The sequence below is a fragment of the Clostridium sp. MCC344 genome, from assembly GCF_018785365.1.
GTDB lineage: Bacteria > Bacillota > Clostridia > Lachnospirales > Lachnospiraceae > Pilosibacter.
Map to the genome: position 1 here is coordinate 27,874 of NZ_WQPQ01000011.1, position 18,547 is coordinate 46,420.

14 protein-coding genes and 1 riboswitch are annotated in these 18,547 nt (G+C 51.5%); all 14 genes read right to left on the reverse strand.

The window, feature by feature from the left end; all coding sequences use genetic code 11:
• Positions 1-40: 40 nt before the first annotated feature.
• Positions 41-1,279 (reverse strand): ABC transporter substrate-binding protein, encoded by a 1,239-nt coding sequence (locus tag GPK90_RS02265; RefSeq protein ID WP_346011200.1) that lies wholly within the window; start codon positions 1,277-1,279, stop codon positions 41-43.
• A 53-nt stretch (positions 1,280-1,332) separates the two neighbouring features.
• Complete coding sequence (locus GPK90_RS02270) at positions 1,333-2,268, reverse strand: hypothetical protein (RefSeq protein WP_215702047.1); 936 nt, start codon at positions 2,266-2,268, stop codon at positions 1,333-1,335.
• A gap of 150 nt (positions 2,269-2,418) precedes the next feature.
• Positions 2,419-3,444 carry a sirohydrochlorin cobaltochelatase gene (locus GPK90_RS02275; RefSeq protein ID WP_118533023.1) on the reverse strand — a complete coding sequence of 342 codons (1,026 nt, stop codon included), beginning with the start codon at positions 3,442-3,444 and terminating at the stop codon, positions 2,419-2,421.
• A gap of 55 nt (positions 3,445-3,499) precedes the next feature.
• Positions 3,500-3,710: riboswitch (cobalamin riboswitch) on the reverse strand.
• A gap of 232 nt (positions 3,711-3,942) precedes the next feature.
• Positions 3,943-5,193, reverse strand: a complete 1,251-nt coding sequence (locus GPK90_RS02280; protein ID WP_215702048.1) for a chloride channel protein — start codon at positions 5,191-5,193, stop codon at positions 3,943-3,945.
• Positions 5,194-5,326: 133 nt separating this feature from the next.
• Positions 5,327-6,559, reverse strand: coding sequence for a threonine ammonia-lyase (gene ilvA, locus GPK90_RS02285; protein WP_486463591.1), 1,233 nt, complete (start codon positions 6,557-6,559; stop codon positions 5,327-5,329).
• 120 nt (positions 6,560-6,679) lie between these two features.
• On the reverse strand, positions 6,680-7,615 hold the full coding sequence (gene ftsY, locus GPK90_RS02290) for a signal recognition particle-docking protein FtsY (RefSeq protein ID WP_215702049.1): 936 nt from the start codon (positions 7,613-7,615) through the stop codon (positions 6,680-6,682).
• Positions 7,616-7,628: 13 nt separating this feature from the next.
• A complete protein-coding gene (gene smc, locus GPK90_RS02295) occupies positions 7,629-11,186 on the reverse strand; it encodes a chromosome segregation protein SMC (protein WP_215702050.1) in 3,558 nt (1,185 codons plus the stop codon).
• A gap of 55 nt (positions 11,187-11,241) precedes the next feature.
• The gene (gene rnc, locus GPK90_RS02300; protein ID WP_215702051.1) at positions 11,242-11,922 is read right to left on the reverse strand and encodes a ribonuclease III; all 681 of its coding nucleotides are present in this window, start codon (positions 11,920-11,922) and stop codon (positions 11,242-11,244) included.
• 69 nt (positions 11,923-11,991) lie between these two features.
• Positions 11,992-12,222 (reverse strand): acyl carrier protein, encoded by a 231-nt coding sequence (acpP, locus tag GPK90_RS02305; RefSeq protein ID WP_015554516.1) that lies wholly within the window; start codon positions 12,220-12,222, stop codon positions 11,992-11,994.
• A 153-nt stretch (positions 12,223-12,375) separates the two neighbouring features.
• Positions 12,376-13,383 (reverse strand): phosphate acyltransferase PlsX, encoded by a 1,008-nt coding sequence (gene plsX, locus GPK90_RS02310; RefSeq protein WP_118298022.1) that lies wholly within the window; start codon positions 13,381-13,383, stop codon positions 12,376-12,378.
• Between the two features lie 412 nt (positions 13,384-13,795).
• Positions 13,796-15,229, reverse strand: coding sequence for an Asp-tRNA(Asn)/Glu-tRNA(Gln) amidotransferase subunit GatB (gatB, locus tag GPK90_RS02315; protein ID WP_215702052.1), 1,434 nt, complete (start codon positions 15,227-15,229; stop codon positions 13,796-13,798).
• Positions 15,226-16,701, reverse strand: a complete 1,476-nt coding sequence (gene gatA, locus GPK90_RS02320; protein ID WP_215702053.1) for an Asp-tRNA(Asn)/Glu-tRNA(Gln) amidotransferase subunit GatA — start codon at positions 16,699-16,701, stop codon at positions 15,226-15,228. The genes gatB and gatA overlap by 4 nt, the downstream gene beginning before the upstream one ends.
• Positions 16,702-16,713: 12 nt before the next feature.
• Positions 16,714-17,007 (reverse strand): Asp-tRNA(Asn)/Glu-tRNA(Gln) amidotransferase subunit GatC, encoded by a 294-nt coding sequence (gene gatC, locus GPK90_RS02325; RefSeq protein WP_118298020.1) that lies wholly within the window; start codon positions 17,005-17,007, stop codon positions 16,714-16,716.
• A gap of 38 nt (positions 17,008-17,045) precedes the next feature.
• A complete protein-coding gene (gene aspS / locus GPK90_RS02330) occupies positions 17,046-18,377 on the reverse strand; it encodes an aspartate--tRNA(Asn) ligase (RefSeq protein ID WP_142411584.1) in 1,332 nt (443 codons plus the stop codon).
• Positions 18,378-18,547: the final 170 nt, after the last annotated feature.

The following is an 18,547-nucleotide window of genomic DNA, read 5'->3' on the forward strand; positions in this document are numbered from 1 at the left end:
TGCTCGTAACTGTGAGGGTACTGAACAGTTACGTTGTTTTTTATTTCAGCTGGTGCAGATACGTGAACGCATACTCCCGGTTTCCGGAGAACACTGCATTCATGTCCCGGATCATGTCCCCGAGCCCCATGGTCTCCTGGAACATGTTTTTCCCGGTACACCAGACATTGCCCTCTTTCACCGCCTTGAAATCCGCAAAGAGCTGATTTTTTGCACACAGTTCGTCGATCGTGGTAAGTTCCCCGTCGATCGTGCTGTTGTAGATCAGGACATCCGCGTCTTTTGCGGCGGCATAGAAAGACTCAAAATCCATGTTCATCGTGGAAAGCGCATTCTCACCGGTCCCGGCATTTTCCGGCACATACGTTCCTCCGGCGATATCGATCATCTTCGCGATATAATCCCCGTTCTTCCGGACATTGACGCTTCCGGAATTTGTCACATAGAAAAATGCAGCTGTCTTTCCGGACGGTTTCATGGCGAGGACATCCGACAGAGCATTCATATTTTCCTGAAAGATCTGATCGGCCTCCTCCTCTTTTCCCGTCAGAAGACCATAGAGGCGGATCCACTCCATTCTCCCGAGCGGATGACTCTCATAGCTGGACCGCTCCACGAGGACCGGGATCCCGAGGCGTTCCAGCTGTTCCTTGACCTCCGGGGTATGGTAGATCATCGTGGATTCCACTGCAAGCTCACAGGAGCTGCTTACGATCGTTTCGTAATCCGGTGCGCTGTACTTTCCTGCATAGGCAATCTTTCCCTCTTCCATCGCAGTTTTCGCCTCCGGAAGGTACCATCCGGTCTCCTTTGTCCCGGAAAGTGCAATGGAATCCAGGGCATCCAGGCGGATAAAATCATCCATGGCAGAGGTCGCCACAAGATAGATATTTTTTACCGGTTTATGAAGGACCGTGATCGAAGCCGGAAGTCCGTCAGGCGCGGACACACCTTCCGGCAGCAGGAGAAACTGATCCGCATCCCCGATGGTGATGAGGGCGATGCCGTCCTCATAATAGTCTGCTGAAAACTGGTCGGCGTAGAGAAGATCCATGGAGCCTGTCGGGGACATCTCCTCCCAGTTAAGAACCGGCAGATCTTTGTTTTGCTGAGCCTGAAGATTTTCCTCACTGCCATCCACGGAAGCGGTCGTGTGGTTTTCCCCTGTAGACGGCGCGGCCGTCCCGGGTTCCGTTTTTTTCGAACAGCCGGAGCAGGCAAACGCAGCAGTCATGAGGATTGCCGCAGCCAGAACAGATCTAAAAAGTGTATAACGCACCCGCGTCCTTCTTTTCTGCTTCCTGGGATCAATTTGTCTTCTTTCCATGTTTACTATTTCTGCTCCTCCAGGGTACTGGAATCAAAGGTCAGCGTATACTCGATCTCATGAGGCGTGCTCATGGCAGTTGTATCCGCAAAGATCGTAAGCGGGCTGTCAAATCCAGCTACCGGGATCACAAATGTGGAGTTTCCCTCTGTATTGACCGGGAGGAATTTCTCTTCCTCTACCCGCACATAGTCATAATTGGAGCTGCTCCAGATGATCGTCGCCTCCGCTTTTCCGTCTTTGATCTCGATCACAGCCGGAGATTCCACGGATGCACGTCCGGATCCGCCGCTCAGGGAGACTTCCGCGGTGTAAGTTCCATCCGCAAGGGAGAGATCCTGGACGGTTTTTAAGGAAGAATTGAGAAGCGCGTCTGCCGGGATCCCGGATGCCTCAAAGACAAGCTCCCTGTCATACCATTTCTCTTTTTTCTTGCTGAATGCAGCGCACGGAAGCACCTCATTTAAGGCCTTGACCGGAACAGTAAAGCTGTGTGTTCCGTCAGAATTCTCCTCGAAAGGAATCCGGTCTGTCTCCGCGGTCTTTGCAGCCTCCTCTCCGGTTCCCATATAGACATACAGGTATCCGGTCCCGCCCATCGTCATTTTCGCGGTCATGGCGCCGTCTTTGACTGTCAGCGTACAGGATGTGATCTTAAACATGGAAGAGCTGGACTCCACGGAAATCTCGTAGGTTCCCTCTTTCAGATCCTCTGCAGATACCGGGACGAGTCCCGTCGTGTCAAGTGTCTGTTCTGCGGCAGTCTCCTCGCCGGAAGCAACGGCTGCCTTTGTCTCATCGGCCGAAGCAGTTTCCGCTGTTGTTTCCGCCGTGGTCTCTGCAGAAGCAGCTGTCGTTTCTGTCGACCCGGACTGTCCGCAGGCTGTGGACAGAGCGCAGACAACTGCGAGTGCTAATGAAAATTGTTTTAATTTACGCATAAAGTTTTCTCTCCTTTTGTAACCAGAAATCATCGGGGCATCCTGGACGGTTTCCTGAAGTTCCTTTCGCAGGCTGGAGTTTCCCGCAAGTGCACCTCCCGGTTATATAAAAAGGCGGCCGAATCCTCGACCGCCCATATCTAAACATTCTTATTTTGCGAGACTGTTCACTGCAGCCTGGGCATGCTGTACGAAGAGCTGCTGGATCGGCTCAAGCTCACCAAGACCTCTTACAAGGCAGGTTACCTCATAGCCTGCAGCCTCAAACTGGCTCTTCCAGGAGTCATCGTCGTCACCGGCCATATCGTTGTTTGCGTGGTCACCGGCTACGATCATAAGCGGCTCAAGAACAACTTTCTTGTAGGAACCTTCCTTTACCTGATTGATGACATCTTCACAGGACGGAGTTGCCTCAACGGTACCTACATAGTAGTTGTCAAAGCCCTCTTCCTTTAACATATCCTGCATTTTCTGGTAAACGGCGTTGGAATCAGCCTCTGTGCCGTGACCCATGAAGCAGATCGCGGTCTCACCGTCATCGTACTCTTTTGTTGCGTCTGTGATCGCGGAGATCACTGCCTTGAAGTCATCATCAGAAGTTAAGAGCGGCTCACCGACAGCAACCTGCTCGAAAGCGTCGGAATTATCAGCTAACTCGTTTACAAGATCTGTGTACTCAAGACCGTTCATAAGGTGGGTCGGCTGTACAACGAGAGTCTTGACACCGTTGTCAACAGCGCGGTTTAAAGCCTCTGTCACGTTATCGATCGAAACATTGTCTCTCTTTTTTACATGGTCAATGATGATCTGGCTTGTGAAACCTCTTCTTACGGAGTAATCCGGGAATGCATTTTCGATCGCATTCTCGATCGCGCCGACTGTCAGTCTTCTGCTGTCATTGTAGCTTGTACCAAAGCTCACAACAAGAAGTTCTTTCTCGCCGATCTCATCCTGATTTCTTGTGTTATCCATGGAAGCGTCTCCTGTATTGTAGTTTTCCTCGTCCTCTTCTGCAGCTGCTGTCTCTGCGGCTGTAGTCTCCTCAGCTGTTGTCTCTGCAACGGTTGTGGTCTCCGCAGCTGTTGTCGCTGCTGTCTGGCTTCCGGAGCATCCGGAAAGGATCGCCATGGATACGGCTGCCGCTGTCATAACGGCGTAGATGTTTGCTTTTCTCATTTACTCTTCTCCTCGCTTGAAAAATGATTTTTTAAGGTCCCCGGCTGGTTTTTCCCCTCCAAACGGACATCCGGCAGGTTTCCTGGCTCATCCATCATCATGCATGAAACGCCTTCCCGGCAGGTTTCGCCAGTGACTGTCCGCATAACACGGACAAGATTCATGCACTCCGGATCTACAGTGACGGGCTCGCACAGGCGTCTGACCTGTTTCCCTTTTAACTCTCAGAGATCGCCGTTTGGGATATCGTACAACCATCCTCCGGCGGTCTGTGACAGCACCGCATGTAAATAGACCTGTGTCGTTTATCATAACACCTTGGCAGTAAAAAAGCAACCGGATATCCCGACAATATTCACATCCGGTCCCGATCAATGGATACCCTGCGGGATTTCCGATCTGAAAATCCCCGGTCATCGGGTTTCTGCAAATATTTTCCGAAATATCCGATTACTTTTGATCATTTTTTCTAACTGAATCCCCGGAACCGGACCTTGATCAGTGGGCTTTCCGGTTGATGAACTCGGTCTTTGTCTTTGAATATGTGAACTTCTGGCTGCTGTAGAGCCCGTAATATCCCGACAGTGTGAAGCTGATGGCAACGGCAACCGCAAAATACGGCATCGCCTCAAAACCGAAGAGCTCGAAGCCGAGGAACATGGTCGCGATCGGGCAGTTTGTGACGCCGACGAAGGTGGCGAGCATGCCTGCTGCCGCACACAGGGACGGTTCAAAGCCTGTGAGCAGTCCGAACGTGCACCCGAATGTGGATCCCACTGCCAGTGTGGGAACGATCTCTCCGCCCTTAAAGCCGCCGCCGAGGGCCACCGCCGTGAAGACCATCTTGAAGAAGAACGCCAGGTATCCGGCATCTCCTTCCACCGCCTGTTCCACAAGATTAAATCCGGCTCCGCAGTAATCCCTGCCGAACACCAGCGCGAGTCCGATGGAAAGGACTGCTGCCACAAGAATGCGCAGATAAACGTTGTCGATCTTTTTCTTGTAGAGATGCTGGGTCTCATGGAGCAGGATGCAGAAGCAGACGCTTAAAAGCGCACAGGCCAGTCCGAGTCCGACGGTGTAGAGCGCCGGTACAAGGGAAAATTCCGGAACATGGAGGATCTGGAACGCTTCCCCGTGAAGTCCGAGCGCACCGGAAATCTGGGCACCGATGAAGGAGGCAAAGACGCACGGCACGAGAGCCGCGTAATAAGCGACACCGATGCTGATGACCTCGATTCCGAACATAGCGGCAGCCAGAGGCGTCCCAAAGATCGCCCCGAAACAGCCGCTCATGCCGCTCATGATCATGACTTTTTTGTCCCTCTCATCCATATGGAAGAGATCCCCGAGATAATTTCCGATGCAGCCGCCGATCTGTAAGGCAGCTCCCTCTTTGCCGGCAGACGCGCCGACCGCCTGGCTTAAGATCGTGGAGACAAAGATACACGGCAGGGTCGTCATATGGATCTTCTCGTTGGATGAGATCGACTCCAGGATCAGGTTCGTCCCGCGGTTTCCGATCTCGTGGAACATCTGGTGAAGAAGGACGATCAGAACACCTGCCACGGGCATGAGATACAGCATAAAGCTGTAAGTTTTAAACAGCCGCTGAGCGTAGATGACCCCGTATCCGAAAACGGTCCCGATGAGACCGCAGACGGTTCCCATTACAATAGAGATCGCGGTCCAGCGGAGAAAATACAGGATATTCTTGCTGAGAGCAGTATGAGTTTCGCTTCTGTACATACATTTTCCCCTTATTCAGCAGACCGTCGGGCATTTCACGAAGTTTGACAAATTGATATATGCCTGACCGCGTTCCATGACCGGCGGTCCGTTCATCACACCTCCCGCAGAGGCGGGAGAATCCCTGGTATCATTACATATAAATTCCGGAAGTCTTGGAGATTACCGGGCAGTAGCCCGCTGTTTCCAGAGCCTTGATGATCTGATCCTTGTGCTCAGTTCCGAAGGACTCTAATGTGATCGTAAGTTCCACACCCGCTGCGCGGTTTACATTTGCGAATACGTTGTGCTCGAGCTTGATCACGTTGCCCTGCTCTTTTGCGATCAGTGCAGAAACAGCTGCCAGCTGGCCAGGCTTATCCGGAAGCATCACGCTTACCGTGAAGATACGGTCTCTCTGCATCAGTCCGTTCTGGACAACTGTCGCCATCGTTAAGACATCCATGTTTCCGCCGCTTAAAACGGATACGACTTTTTTGCCTTTGAAGTCAAGATGCTTTAAAGCCGCAACGGTCAAAAGACCGGAGTTCTCGACGATCATCTTATGATTCTCTGCCATATCGAGGAAAGAAAGAGTCAGTTCGGAGTCGTCCACTGTGATGACCTGATCCACGTTTGCCTGAAGATACGGGAAGAGCTTGTCGCCCGGCGTCTGGACAGCGGTACCGTCCGCGATCGTGTTGATCTTGGAGACGGTGGTTACCTCTCCGGCCTCTAGGGATGCCTTTAAGCAGGCAGCTCCTGTCGGCTCAACAGCGATGACCTTGATCTTCGGATTTAAGAGTTTTGCGAGTGTGGAGACGCCTGTACAGAGTCCGCCTCCGCCTACCGGAACGAGAATGTAATCCACAGTCGGGAGTTCTTTGATGATCTCCATCGCAATGCTGCCCTGGCCGGTCGCAACTTCCAGATCATTGAACGGGTGAACGAAGGTATATCCGTGCTCGTCTGCAAGCTCGTATGCATGGGCACATGCCTCATCGAAGACATTTCCGTAGAGGACAACGTCGGCACCGTAGGATTTTGTGCGGTTTACCTTGATGAGCGGTGTTGTCACCGGCATAACGACGGTTGCTTTCACACCGGCAAGTTTTGCGGCATAGGCAACGCCCTGGGCATGGTTTCCGGCAGATGCGGTGATCAGACCGCGGGAACGCTCTTCCGGTGAGAGCTGGCTGATCTTATAATAAGCGCCGCGCACTTTGTATGCACCGGTGCGCTGCATGTTTTCCGGTTTAAAGTAGATCTTGTTCCCGTAGCGCTCAGAAAAATATTCACTGTAGATCAGTTTTGTCTCCTGAGTGACCTTTTTTACGATCTCAGATGCTTCTTCAAATTTTTCGAGTGAAAGTTCCTGCATTTCCATTTGTATTCTCCTTCATATTCATTCCTGATCGATCTCATCGGTGGAACATTTTTCTGTCTTTCCCATAGTTGTCTGCTATACCGGCATTCATCTGGCTGTTTTCTGCCTGAAATGCATCGGTCATTCCGGCTGTTTCGCAAACAATGCGTTTACGAAGTCTTCGGAATTAAATTTCTGAAGGTCGTCGATCTTCTCCCCGACACCGACATATTTGACCGGGATCCCAAGTTCCGACTGGATTGCAACCGCGATACCGCCTTTTGCGGTCCCGTCGAGCTTTGTAAGGATGATGCCCGTAATGTCAGCAGCTTCCATGAACTGGCGGGCCTGGACCAGAGCGTTCTGTCCTGCCGTTCCGTCGAGAACAACGAGTGTCTCACGGTAAGCTTCCGGGTACTCCTTATCGATGATGCGGTTGATCTTTTTTAACTCCTCCATGAGGTTCTTCTTATTATGGAGTCTTCCCGCGGTATCGCAGATCAGGACGTCTGCGTTTCTCGATTTTGTCGCGGAGATCGCGTCGTAGATCACGGCAGCCGGATCGGATCCCTCTTTCTGGGCAATCAGCTCCACGCCGGCACGGTTTGCCCACTCTGCCAACTGGTCGATCGCTGCAGCACGGAAGGTATCAGCCGCCGCAAGAACAACCTTCTTTCCCTCTGCCTTTAACTGGTCTGCAAGCTTTCCGATGGACGTCGTCTTTCCGACTCCGTTGACACCGATGACGAGGACAACGGATTTCCTGTTTTCAAACTCATACGCATTCTCGCCAAGATCCATCTTTGCACGGATGCTGGCGATCAGCGCCTCCCGGCATTTCTCCGGTTCTTTGATATGCTGCTCTTTTACGGTCTTTTTCAGGTCTTCAATGACCGCCATGGTCGTCTGGATTCCCATATCGCCCATGATCAGAGTCTCTTCAAGCTCCTCGTAGAAATCATCATCAATCGCGGAGAAGCCGGAAAAGATGGAATCCATTCCGGATACAATGTTTTCTCTGGTCTTCGTGAGACCTTCCACAAGGCGCGAGAAAAAGCCCTTTTTCTTCTCTTCCATATGAATCCTCCAATTATTTCAGATCGTTTTCGATCAGGTTTACGGAGACAAGCGTGGATACGCCTTTCTCCTGCATCGTGATTCCGTAGAGCCGGTCAGCCGCAAGCATCGTGCCTCTTCGGTGGGTGATGACGATAAACTGGGTATGTTTTGTCAGTTTGTGCAGATATTTCGCATAGCGGTCGACGTTGGAATCGTCAAGCGCCGCCTCGATCTCATCAAGGAGACAGAACGGGGACGGTTTTAAGTTCTGGATCGCAAAGAGCAGGGCGATCGCCGTCAGTGCCTTTTCACCGCCGGACATCTGCATCATGTTCTGAAGTTTCTTTCCCGGCGGCTGGGAGATGATCTGGATCCCCGCCTCCAGGATATCTTCGTCCTCGATCAGCTCAAGACTTCCGTGTCCTCCTCCGAAGAGTTCCCGGAATACCTTGTCAAACTCTGCCCGGATCAGGGCAAATTTTTCTGTAAACTGCTTTCGCATTCCGATATCCAGCTCTTCGATGATCTTATAGAGGGCATCCTGTGCCGCGACAAGGTCATCATGCTGGGTCTTCATGAACTCGTAACGCTCAGAGATCTCTTTATAATCCTCGATCGCATTGACATTGACATTTCCGAGTCCGCGGATTGCATTCTTCCGTTCAGCGATCTGGCGTTTCATATCCGCCGCATTCGTCAGGGTCTCATCCCGGAGAAGCTCCGCTGTTGAGAAGGTGAGACCATATTCATTCCACATATAGTCCACCTGGGAATCCTGGCGTTCCGCAAGCTTGTCGTTCTGGTTCTGAAGACGGATCAGCTCCTTATCGAGATCGGAGATTCTCGCAGAGAGCGCTTCCCGCTTTTCGAAGAAGCCTTTCTGTGCCTCGTTTTTCGCGGCTTTTTCTTCCTGGGCAGCAGCCATCTCCTGACGGTACGTTTCCGCATCCTTTCCGGCATCTTTGATCTTTTCCTTCAGTTCTTCGATCTGTGCCAGACGTTTTTCCACCTCATGCTTACTGTCCGTGTGTCCGTCATGCAGAGACATTCTTTCGGAGAGCAGCCGCTCTTTTTCGTCTTCGAGACGATGGATGTTCTGGTCGAGGAAGGAATCCTGCTGCTTTAAGTTTGCTGCTTCCAGCTGGACTTCGGAGAGCGCCGCAGATGCAGTATCCCGGTCGGCCTTTGCCTGTTCCAATGCGGTGGAATCCGTCCCGATCTTTGTCTCCCGCTCCGTGTTTTCCTGTTCCAGCCGCTCCATCTCTTTCGCGATCGCGGCGAGACTTGCGCGGAGTTCATGGATCTGTTCTTCCAGCTGACGGTTTTCCTGGTTCATGTCCGCGGAGGATTCATAGAGTTCTTCTTTCTTTCCTTCCAGCTGCTTTAACGCGATCTTTGTCGTATTCTCTTCCAGATATTTTTCCTGGAGAGCACTCTTTACCGACTCCAGCTCCCCGCTCTTTTCCTGGAATATGCCTTCCTGGAACACGGTCTCCGCCTGGATCTTATCGACGGTCGTCAGCGCGCGTTTACATGCCTCCTCCAACTCCTCCATCTCTCTCTTTCTTCCGAGAAGATTGCTGGAGTTTCTAAAGGCACCGCCGCTCATGGAACCGCCCGGATTTAAGAGATCGCCCTCCGGCGTTACGATCCGGATGGAGTGCCGGTATTTTCTCGCGATGGCGATCGCATTGTCGATGTGATCCACCACGAGGACGCGGCCGAGGAGATATCTGGCAAGTGCCTGATATTCCGGACGCACGCGGACAAGATCTGCAGCGATCCCGATCGCTCCCGGTTCTTTTAGCGCGCCTGGCGTCTTAAATCCATCCCCGGATGAGATCGCGGATAACGGCAGGAAGGTCGCACGACCGAACTTGTTCTTTTTCAGGTGTTCGATCAGGACTTTTGCGGTCTGCTCGGAATCTGTGACGATGTTCTGGATCGATCCGCCGAGCGCTGTCTCGATGGCGATCTCATATTCTTTCGGAACATCGATCAGATCAGCCACAACGCCGTGGATCCCTCTCACACGGTCCCTGACTTCCATGACACGCTTGATGCTGTTTCCATATCCATCATAACGCTCCGCAAGGTTCCTTAAGGATTCCAGTTTTGTGTGGGCCGTATGGTAATCCTGTTCCGTGTGGCTTAAGTTTCTGTTTAAACGGCGGATCTCTTCGTTCGCCGCCTTCACCTCTTCCTCCAGGGATTCCGCCTGGGAGAGGAGTTTTTCGATCTCCGCATCGATGGCAGTCAGACGCTCGTTCTGCTCTGAGATCTGGTTATCCCAGTTTTCCTCATCACTCTTTACTTTTAAGAGTTTCTGGGCTACCTCAGATCTGCGGACCTGGACCTGCTCCAGCGTGGTGACATCCTTCTGCTTCTTTACAGAGAGTTCTGATTTTTCATTCAGTGCTTCGATCTTTGCACTCTTTAACTCTTCGATGGACTGTTCGAGACTGTCAACGCGGCTGCCGGAAGTATTTACGGTGTTCTCCGCATCGGAAAGTCGTTCTGACACTTCCCGGATTCTGGTCCCGAGAGCCTCTCTCTCCTGCCTGATCGATCCCTGTTCTTTCTCTTTGGCCGCCAGCTCCTCATCGATGGCAACCGTCCTGTTTTTGATGTGCTCCGCATTCAGTTCCTCTGTGCGGATCTGCTCTTTTATGACATCGATCTGTCCTTCCAGGTTTCCTGCGGACAGTTTCGCCTCATTTTCGGCATTCTGCTTTTCCGTGATCTTTTCGTCCAGCAGACGGACCGCCTCGGAGATCCGGTCATATTCCTCTTTCAAAGCTTCGGCAGCGGCTTTGGAATCTTCCATATCGCCGTTTACGGTGTGCTCTTTCTGTGCGAGTTCCCGTTTCTGCTCCTCGATCGCTTTCAGGTCTGCGAGGAAGAGGTTCACATCGAAACGCTTCAGCTCTTCCCGGAGTCTTAAATACTCTTTCGCCGTCTCCGCCTGTTTTGCAAGAGGTCCCACCTGCTTTTCAAGTTCGCTCAGGATATCCGATACGCGGACGAGATTCTGCTTCTCATCCTCGAGTTTTTTCTGGGCGATCGCCTTTCTGCGCTTAAACTTTACAATCCCGGCCGCCTCATCAAAAAGCTCTCTGCGGTCTTCCGGGCGTCCGCTTAAGATCTTATCGATCTGTCCCTGCCCGATGATGGAGTAGCCTTCCTTACCGATACCGGTATCATAAAAAAGCTCATTGATATCCTTCAGCCTGCAGGCGCTTCCGTTTAAGAGGTACTCACTCTCACCGGAGCGGTAGATCCGCCTGGAGACCGTCACTTCATCGTAATCGATGGCAAGCTGGTGGTCGGAATTGTCCAGGGTGATCGCCACATAGGCAAATCCCTGGGGTTTTCTTGTCTCTGTGCCGGAGAAGATCACGTCCTGCATGGACGCACTTCTGAGCTGCTTTACCTTCTGCTCACCGAGCACCCAGCGGACCGCGTCGGCAACATTGCTCTTTCCACTTCCGTTCGGACCAACGATGCCGGTGATTCCGTTGTGGAATTCAAATACGATCTTATTTGCAAAGGATTTGAATCCCTGTACTTCGATACTCTTTAAATACATGCGTTATTTTCCTATTTCTATAATGTGACCATTCCGGTCCTCACGGGTCCCGATCTTATTTGATCCTGCAGATCCCGTGGTAAGCTGCAACCTGCTCGGCCGCTTTTTTCGTGCGTCCCAGACCTCTGCCGATCTCCTCATCGCCGATCTTTACGCACACCTCGAAGGACTTGTTGTGATCCGGTCCCTCTTCCTTTATCAGTTCATAGACAAGTGTTTCTTTGCACTTTGCCTGAACCATTTCCTGCAGGATAGTTTTGCTATCGTAAAAGAGCTGCTTATGTTCGATATCATTTAAAATGAATTTATGGATAAACTCTTTTGCATTAGCAAGACCACCATCCAGATAGATCGCACCGATCACTGCCTCCATCGCATCGGAGACAACAGACGGACGTTTTCTTCCTCCGGTCAGGTCCTCGCCCTTTCCGAGCAGCAGATAATCACCTAACGGGATCACTTCCGCGCAGTAAGCGAGCGTCGGCTCACAGACAAGACTGGCACGGAGTTTTGTCATCTCGCCCTCCGGCATGGACTCATAAGTGTGAAACAGAAAATCGCTGGAGATCACCTCGAGCACGGCATCGCCCAGAAATTCCAGGCGCTCATTGCAGCGCGTCTTATCCCAGTGTTTTTCGTTCGCGTAGGAACTGTGTGTCAGGGCGTGAGTCAGAAGTCCCGGATCTTTGAACCGGTAGCCGATCACTTCCTGAAGTTTTTCTAGTTTTTCTTTCATTCGATTTGCCTTTCTTCTGCCATGTATCGCAAAGAAGGTGTCTCTTTGCGGAGACACCTTTTCCTGCTACTAATTTAATGCGTTTTTGATCGCCTCAACAGCATCGCCGACACTCGCGATCTTCTCAGCTTCCTCAGTCGGGATCTCGATGTCAAACTCTTCTTCGATTCCCATGATGATCTGGAATACATCCAGAGAATCCGCGCCGAGATCGTCAACGAATGTTGTATTCATTGTGATCTCCTCCGGATCAATGTTGAGAACCTCTGCGATGATCTGCTGTAATTTTTCGAACTCCATAATTTCCATCCTCTCTTATTTTGCTTTTTACGGAGACACAAAACTGTGCCGTTCCATATATTTAATTTTTGCATCCGGACTGTTGCCGGTTGTCTTCTGATGTAATTTTATGCGGCGATGTGAACTGCCGCATATTGGTGTTTTTCAACCTGTCTATGCAGTTTCTTCCGGTGCAAGGCATTCCCGGATCTTATCCGAGATCTCATTCTCCTTGAAGGAGATGCACTGGATAATCGAATTCTTTACTTCTTTTGCCTTGGAGCTTCCGTGAGTCTTCACAACGAGTCCCTTTAAGCCCAGGAGCGGTGCGCCGCCGTATTGGCTCGCATCAAAGCTCTTCAGCGTGGATTTTAACGCCGGTTTGATCAGAAGAGCTCCGATCTTGCTTCTTAAATTGCTCATCAGGCCTTTCTTCACCATTGTCATCATCGTTGCGCCGACGCCCTCATAGAGCTTTAAGATCACATTTCCGACAAAGGCCTCGCAGACGATCACATCCGCGCCGCCGTGCGGGATCTCACGGGCTTCGATACTTCCGATAAAGTTGATATTTTTACATTCTTTTAAGAGCGGGAAGGTCTCTTTCACGAGAGCATTTCCCTTCTCCTCCTCCAGACCGATATTGACGATCGCCACTCTCGGATTTTCGATTCCCATCACATATTTCATATAGAGGGAACCCATCTGGGCGAACTGTACCAGGTGGGACGGTCTCGCGTCAACGTTTGCCCCGCAGTCGATCAGAAGGGAAACTCCCTTTTCCGTCGGGATCAGCGGTGCGAGCGGCGGGCGCTCTACGCCTTTGACGCGGCCAACGATGACCTGGCCGCCTACGAGGACGGCTCCTGAGCTTCCCGCAGATACAAAGCCGTCAGCCTCGCCGTTTTTCACGAGGTTCAGACCAACTACAAGGGAAGAATTCTTTTTCTTACGGATCGCATTGACCGGCGGTTCTCCCGTCTCGATCACTTCCGGGGCGTCAACGATCTCGATCTGCTCTTTTTTATAGGTATATTTCGAGAGCTCTTTTTCGATGACATCTTTCTGTCCTGTCAGACAGACCGTAATGTCGTTCCGCTCTGTGACCGCGTCAACGGCACCCTTTACGATCTCTCCAGGGGCGTTGTCTCCGCCCATGGCGTCTACTGCAATTTTTATCATGTATTTTCTCTCCAATTCCTGCCCGCGGCGGGAAGTTCTTCTAAATATTCCCCATACGCGGATCATCCCATCGAACACCGCAAAATGATACGGCTGCTCTCAGGGACTTTTATAGTAACTAATATACTAAATACCATTCATAAAATCAATACTTTTTTCGTGAACAGAATATGTTCCTTTTTTAACATTTTTCGCAGTCAGGTTTTTCCGAACGGGAAGTCCCCTGCAATACCGCTGCGGCTGCAAATTTTGACGATTCAGAATGCAAAGCACCGGAAAACTCATACATTCCGGCAACAAGTACATTATATATAGAAGAAACAGGATTGCTGCGGCTGCACCGCTCCGGAATGAACAAAAAGGGCCATGGCAGCTGCACCGGAGCTCCGGCCAGCTGTCATGGCTTCTTTTATTATCCCTGCACAAGTTTTCGGATCATCTCGCTCACCTGCGCCGGGTTCGCTTTTCCTTTCATCTCCTTCATGACCTGTCCCATGAGGAATCCGATGACTTTATCTTTTCCTTCCTTCAGCTCTCCAACCGCTTTCGGGTTTGCGTCCAGGATCTTTTTCACGGTCTCCTCGAGAAGACCGGAGTCGCTCTCCATCTTCAGTCCGTGTTCCTCCACATAGACAGACGGATCCACGTCGGACTCGAACATCGCAGCGAACACCTCTTTCGCAGTCTGGTTATTGATCACACTCTTTTCAAGGAGTTCGATCAGTGCTGCCAGATGCTCTGCGGAAAAGACGATCTTTGATGCCTCCATCTCCTTCTCCTTTAAGAGACGGAGTGTCTCCCCGGTCAGCCAGTTTGCCGCTTTTTTCGGAGCTGCTCCGACTTTGATCGTGTTCTCAAAGAGCTCTGCAAGCGCCTTATCGGCAGTCAGGATATCGGCGTCATAGGCACTCAGACCGTACTCCGACTGATATCTCTTCGTTTTCGCCTTCTTTAACTCCGGCTGTGCCTTGCGGATCGAGGCGATCCAGGCATCGGAGATATCGATCGGCGGAAGATCCGGGTCCGGGAAGTAACGGTAATCCTTTGCATCTTCCTTGGAACGCATCGCGTGGGAAGATTCCTTGTTGTCATCCCAGCGTCTCGTCTCCTGAATGACGGCACGGCCGTCCTCGAGAAGCTCGATCTGGCGTTCCCGCTCTCCCTCGATGGCATGGGCGATCGCCTTGAAGGAGTTTAAGTTCTTCATCTCGGTTCTCGTTCCGAACACCGGACTTCCCACCTCGCGGACAGAAAGGTTTACGTCGGCACGCATGGAACCTTCCTGGAGACGGCAGTCGGAAACACCGAGATACTGCATCGTGGACTGAAGATGTTCCAGGTACTGGATGACCTCGTCGGCACTTCTCATATCCGGCTCCGACACGATCTCAATTAACGGCACGCCGCTTCGGTTGTAATCGACTAAGGAACTGTCGGTCCACTCATCATGGACCAGTTTTCCGGCATCCTCCTCCATGTGGATCTCATGGATCCCGATCCGCTTTGTTCCTGCCGCCGTCTCAAGCTCCACGTAACCGTCATGGCAGATCGGCAGATACAGCTGGGAAATCTGATAGTTTTGCGGGTTATCCGGGTAAAAATAGTTTTTCCGGTCAAATTTACAGAACTGGTTGATCTCACAGTTTAACGCAAGTCCGGCGCGGAGAGCGAACTCCACAACCTGCTTATTTAATATAGGAAGAGATCCCGGCATACCTGTACAGATCGGGCACACATGTGTATTCGGCGCAGCGCCGAAATCTGTTTTGCATCCGCAGAAGATTTTTGTCTTTGTGGCAAGTTCTACATGGACCTCAAGACCGATGACTGTTTCATACTGTTTCATGATAAGGTCTCCTTTCTGGCAAACGGAAGTGTCCATTCACCGCGGACATGTTCGATGGCGGATGCCGCTGCAAATAATGTCTTTTCCCTGAAGCAGTCGCCGAGAAGCTGGACGCCGATCGGGAGTCCTTTTTCGTTTACACTGCATGGAACGGTGAGTCCCGGAAGACCCGCAAGGTTGACAGCAACCGTATAGATATCGCTCAGGTACATCTTCATCGGATCGCTCAGGGAGGTTCCGATCTTCGGAGCCGCCGTCGGAGCTGCCGGTCCTAAAATGATGTCATACTTCGCAAATGCCTCATCAAAGGCTTTTTTGATCAGTGCACGCACCTTCAGAGCTTTCAGATAATATGCGTCATAATATCCGGAGCTTAAGACGAAGGAACCAAGCATGATCCTTCTCTTGACCTCCGGTCCGAAGCCCTCGGATCTTGATTTCTTGTACATGTCATGAAGTCCCTCGTAGTCCTTTGCCCGGTAGCCGTACTTGACGCCGTCAAATCGCTCTAAGTTGGAGCTTGCCTCCGCGGCCGCAATGACATAGTAGGCCGGAATCGTATATTCCATGAGACCGAGATCAAAGTATTCGACCTCCGCCCCGCATTCTTTCAGGTAAGCCGCACACTGTTCCACCGCTTCCCGCACATCTGCGTCAAGACCGTCGGACAGGTACTCTTTCGGGATCCCGATCTTCATGCCGCGGACATCTTTTCCGATCGCCGAAGTGAAATCCGTATCCTCCCGCTCCATGGAAGTGCTGTCCTTCTCATCGTGGCTTGTGATCGTCTCAAGAAGCGCTGCACAATCGGCCGCATTCTTTCCGACCGGTCCGATCTGGTCGAGAGAAGACGCATAAGCGACGAGACCGAAACGGGAGACGGTTCCGTATGTCGGCTTGATCCCCGTGACGCCGCAGTAGGAACTTGGCTGACGGATCGAACCGCCGGTATCGGAGCCGAGAGCCGCAAAGCACTCACCCGCAGCGACCGCCGCACAGGAGCCACCGGACGAACCGCCCGGAACGTGTTCCGGATCCCACGGGTTTCTCGTAACCTGAAATGCAGACGTCTCTGTCGTACTTCCCATCGCGAACTCGTCCATGTTTGTCTTTCCGAGGATCACCATTCCGGCATCCGTGATCCGGGTGACTGCCGTTGCGTCATAGAACGGGACGAAGTTTTCCAGGATCTTTGACGCACATGTCGTCTTCATTCCCTTTGTACAGATATTGTCTTTCACTGCGATCGGGACCCCTGTAAGCGGCCCTATATATTTTCCTGCGCGGATCCCCGCATCCACTTCTCTCGCCCGTGCCAGGACCTTCTCCTCATCCACGGTGAGGTATGCGCGGATCTTCTGATCTTCCTTCGCGATCTGTTCCAGGGACGCTTTCGCGGCTTCCTCGGAAGTGATCTCGCCTGCTTTTATCTTTTTTGCCAGCTCTGTGGCGGAAAGTTCCAGTATCTTCATATCCGTCTCCTCCTAACCGATCGTCTTCGGAACAAGGAACTGTCCGTCCTTTTCCTTCGGTGCATTTTTCATCAGCTCTTCCCTCGGGGTGCTCTCCAGGACAACGTCCTCACGGAACACATTTTTGATCGGGAAGATATGGGTCAGCGGCTCCACATCGGAGGTATCCAGCTTATTTAACATGTCCACATAGTCCAGCATCTGCTGAAGATCGTTTCTTGATTTCTCTTTTTCTTCATCCGTCAGATGAAGTTTTGCCAGGATCTCGATCTCATCCATGGTCTTATCGTTGATCATCTCTGCCATAATTATCCGTCCTTCCTGAATGGTCTGCGTTTTTTCCATCACGGTTTTAATCTTGTCATGTCTCTCGGGAACAGGCACGCCTCACGGACGTTGTCCTCGCCGATCATCTTCATGGTCAGACGCTCAAGTCCAATCCCGAGACCGCCGTGCGGCGGCATTCCGTATTTGAAGCAGTCGAGGTAATCTTCCATTCCCTCTGTATCCATGCCTTTCTCCTCGATCTTCTTTAAAAGTGTCTCATAATCGTGGATCCTCTGGCCGCCCGTCGTGATCTCAAGGCCACGGAATAAGAGGTCAAAGCTCAGGGTAAATTCTTTGTTTTCCGGATCATCCATCGCGTAGAACGGACGTTTCTTTGACGGATAATGGGTAACGAACACGAAATCTGCACCGTACTCCTCTTTGAAGTACTCACCGATCAGTGCCTCTTCCTCCGGCTCCAGATCGTGCGGGCTTCTGATCTGTCTGTCATACTTCTCAGCGATCAGGCGCTTCGCCTCATCAAAGCGGACATACGGGATCTTTTCCACGTTCGGAAGTTCGATCTTTAAAAGTGCAATCTCTTTCGCGTAATCTTTCTTCAGAAGTTCTACCACATACTGGAGCATCGCTGTCTCCATTCTGCAGATGTCCATGAAGCTGTCGATGAATCCCATCTCAAAGTCAAGACTCGTGTACTCGTTTAAATGTCTCTTTGTGTTGTGTTTCTCCGCACGGAACACCGGACCAGTTTCAAAGACTCTGTCGAAAACGCCGACCATCATCTGTTTGTAGAACTGCGGGCTCTGTGCCAGAACTGCCGGTCTGTGGAAATACTGGAGCTTAAAGAGGTTTGCGCCGCCCTCTGCGGATTTTGCACCGATCTTCGGGGTATGGATCTCGGTGAATCCCTGGCTTGTCATAAATTCACGGAAGCCGCGGCAGATGCCTTCCTGGATCCTGAATTTTGCACGCTCACGGACATTTCTGAGGGCAATGGCACGGCGGTTTAAGTTCGCTTCCAGCGATGTCGGAAGTTTCCATTTGTCGATCGCGATCGGCATCGGCTCTTCCGGTTTTGAGAGGATTTCTGCGTCCGCAAGGTGGATCTCGATCCCGTGCGGTGCACGCTCTTCCCTGAATACGGTTCCTGTCACGCGAACCGCCTGTCCTTCACGGATCTCTTTGAGCGTCTCACTTCCGATCCCGTCCTGGACTACGGTCTGTAAAAGACCTTCCCGGCTTCTTAAGATCACGAAGGAGATCTCTCCCATATCGCGGATGCTGTGTACCATTCCTTCTGCGGTAACTTCGGTACCAACGGACTCTTCTCTTTCCAGTTCTTCAAGAGTTTTTACTTTGCTGTCTTTTAATCCTGTTACAAACTCCATAATCGGTTCCTCCTCGTTTTGTGGGGTAATTGAGGCTTTCAGAGTAAGCAAAAATCCCGCCCCGGAGAATTTTGCTCTTATCATTCTCCGGGACGGGATCTTTTTATTTCCCGCGGTACCACCCGCATTGCATTTTCATGCCACTCATGAGTCGCCGCTTTCGCTGTCGG

What these genes read in the sequence shown, in the direction of transcription:
- GPK90_RS02270 (WP_215702047.1), bottom strand. Translation starts at nt 2,268, where the DNA reads ATGCGTAAATTAAAACAATTTTCATTAGCACTCGCAGTTGTCTGCGCT.
- GPK90_RS02275 (WP_118533023.1), bottom strand. Translation starts at nt 3,444, where the DNA reads ATGAGAAAAGCAAACATCTACGCCGTTATGACAGCGGCAGCCGTATCC.
- GPK90_RS02280 (WP_215702048.1), bottom strand. Translation starts at nt 5,193, where the DNA reads ATGTACAGAAGCGAAACTCATACTGCTCTCAGCAAGAATATCCTGTAT.
- ilvA (WP_486463591.1), bottom strand. Translation starts at nt 6,559, where the DNA reads ATGGAAATGCAGGAACTTTCACTCGAAAAATTTGAAGAAGCATCTGAG.
- ftsY (WP_215702049.1), bottom strand. Translation starts at nt 7,615, where the DNA reads ATGGAAGAGAAGAAAAAGGGCTTTTTCTCGCGCCTTGTGGAAGGTCTC.
- smc (WP_215702050.1), bottom strand. Translation starts at nt 11,186, where the DNA reads ATGTATTTAAAGAGTATCGAAGTACAGGGATTCAAATCCTTTGCAAAT.
- rnc (WP_215702051.1), bottom strand. Translation starts at nt 11,922, where the DNA reads ATGAAAGAAAAACTAGAAAAACTTCAGGAAGTGATCGGCTACCGGTTC.
- acpP (WP_015554516.1), bottom strand. Translation starts at nt 12,222, where the DNA reads ATGGAGTTCGAAAAATTACAGCAGATCATCGCAGAGGTTCTCAACATT.
- plsX (WP_118298022.1), bottom strand. Translation starts at nt 13,383, where the DNA reads ATGATAAAAATTGCAGTAGACGCCATGGGCGGAGACAACGCCCCTGGA.
- gatB (WP_215702052.1), bottom strand. Translation starts at nt 15,229, where the DNA reads ATGAAACAGTATGAAACAGTCATCGGTCTTGAGGTCCATGTAGAACTT.
- gatA (WP_215702053.1), bottom strand. Translation starts at nt 16,701, where the DNA reads ATGAAGATACTGGAACTTTCCGCCACAGAGCTGGCAAAAAAGATAAAA.
- gatC (WP_118298020.1), bottom strand. Translation starts at nt 17,007, where the DNA reads ATGGCAGAGATGATCAACGATAAGACCATGGATGAGATCGAGATCCTG.
- aspS (WP_142411584.1), bottom strand. Translation starts at nt 18,377, where the DNA reads ATGGAGTTTGTAACAGGATTAAAAGACAGCAAAGTAAAAACTCTTGAA.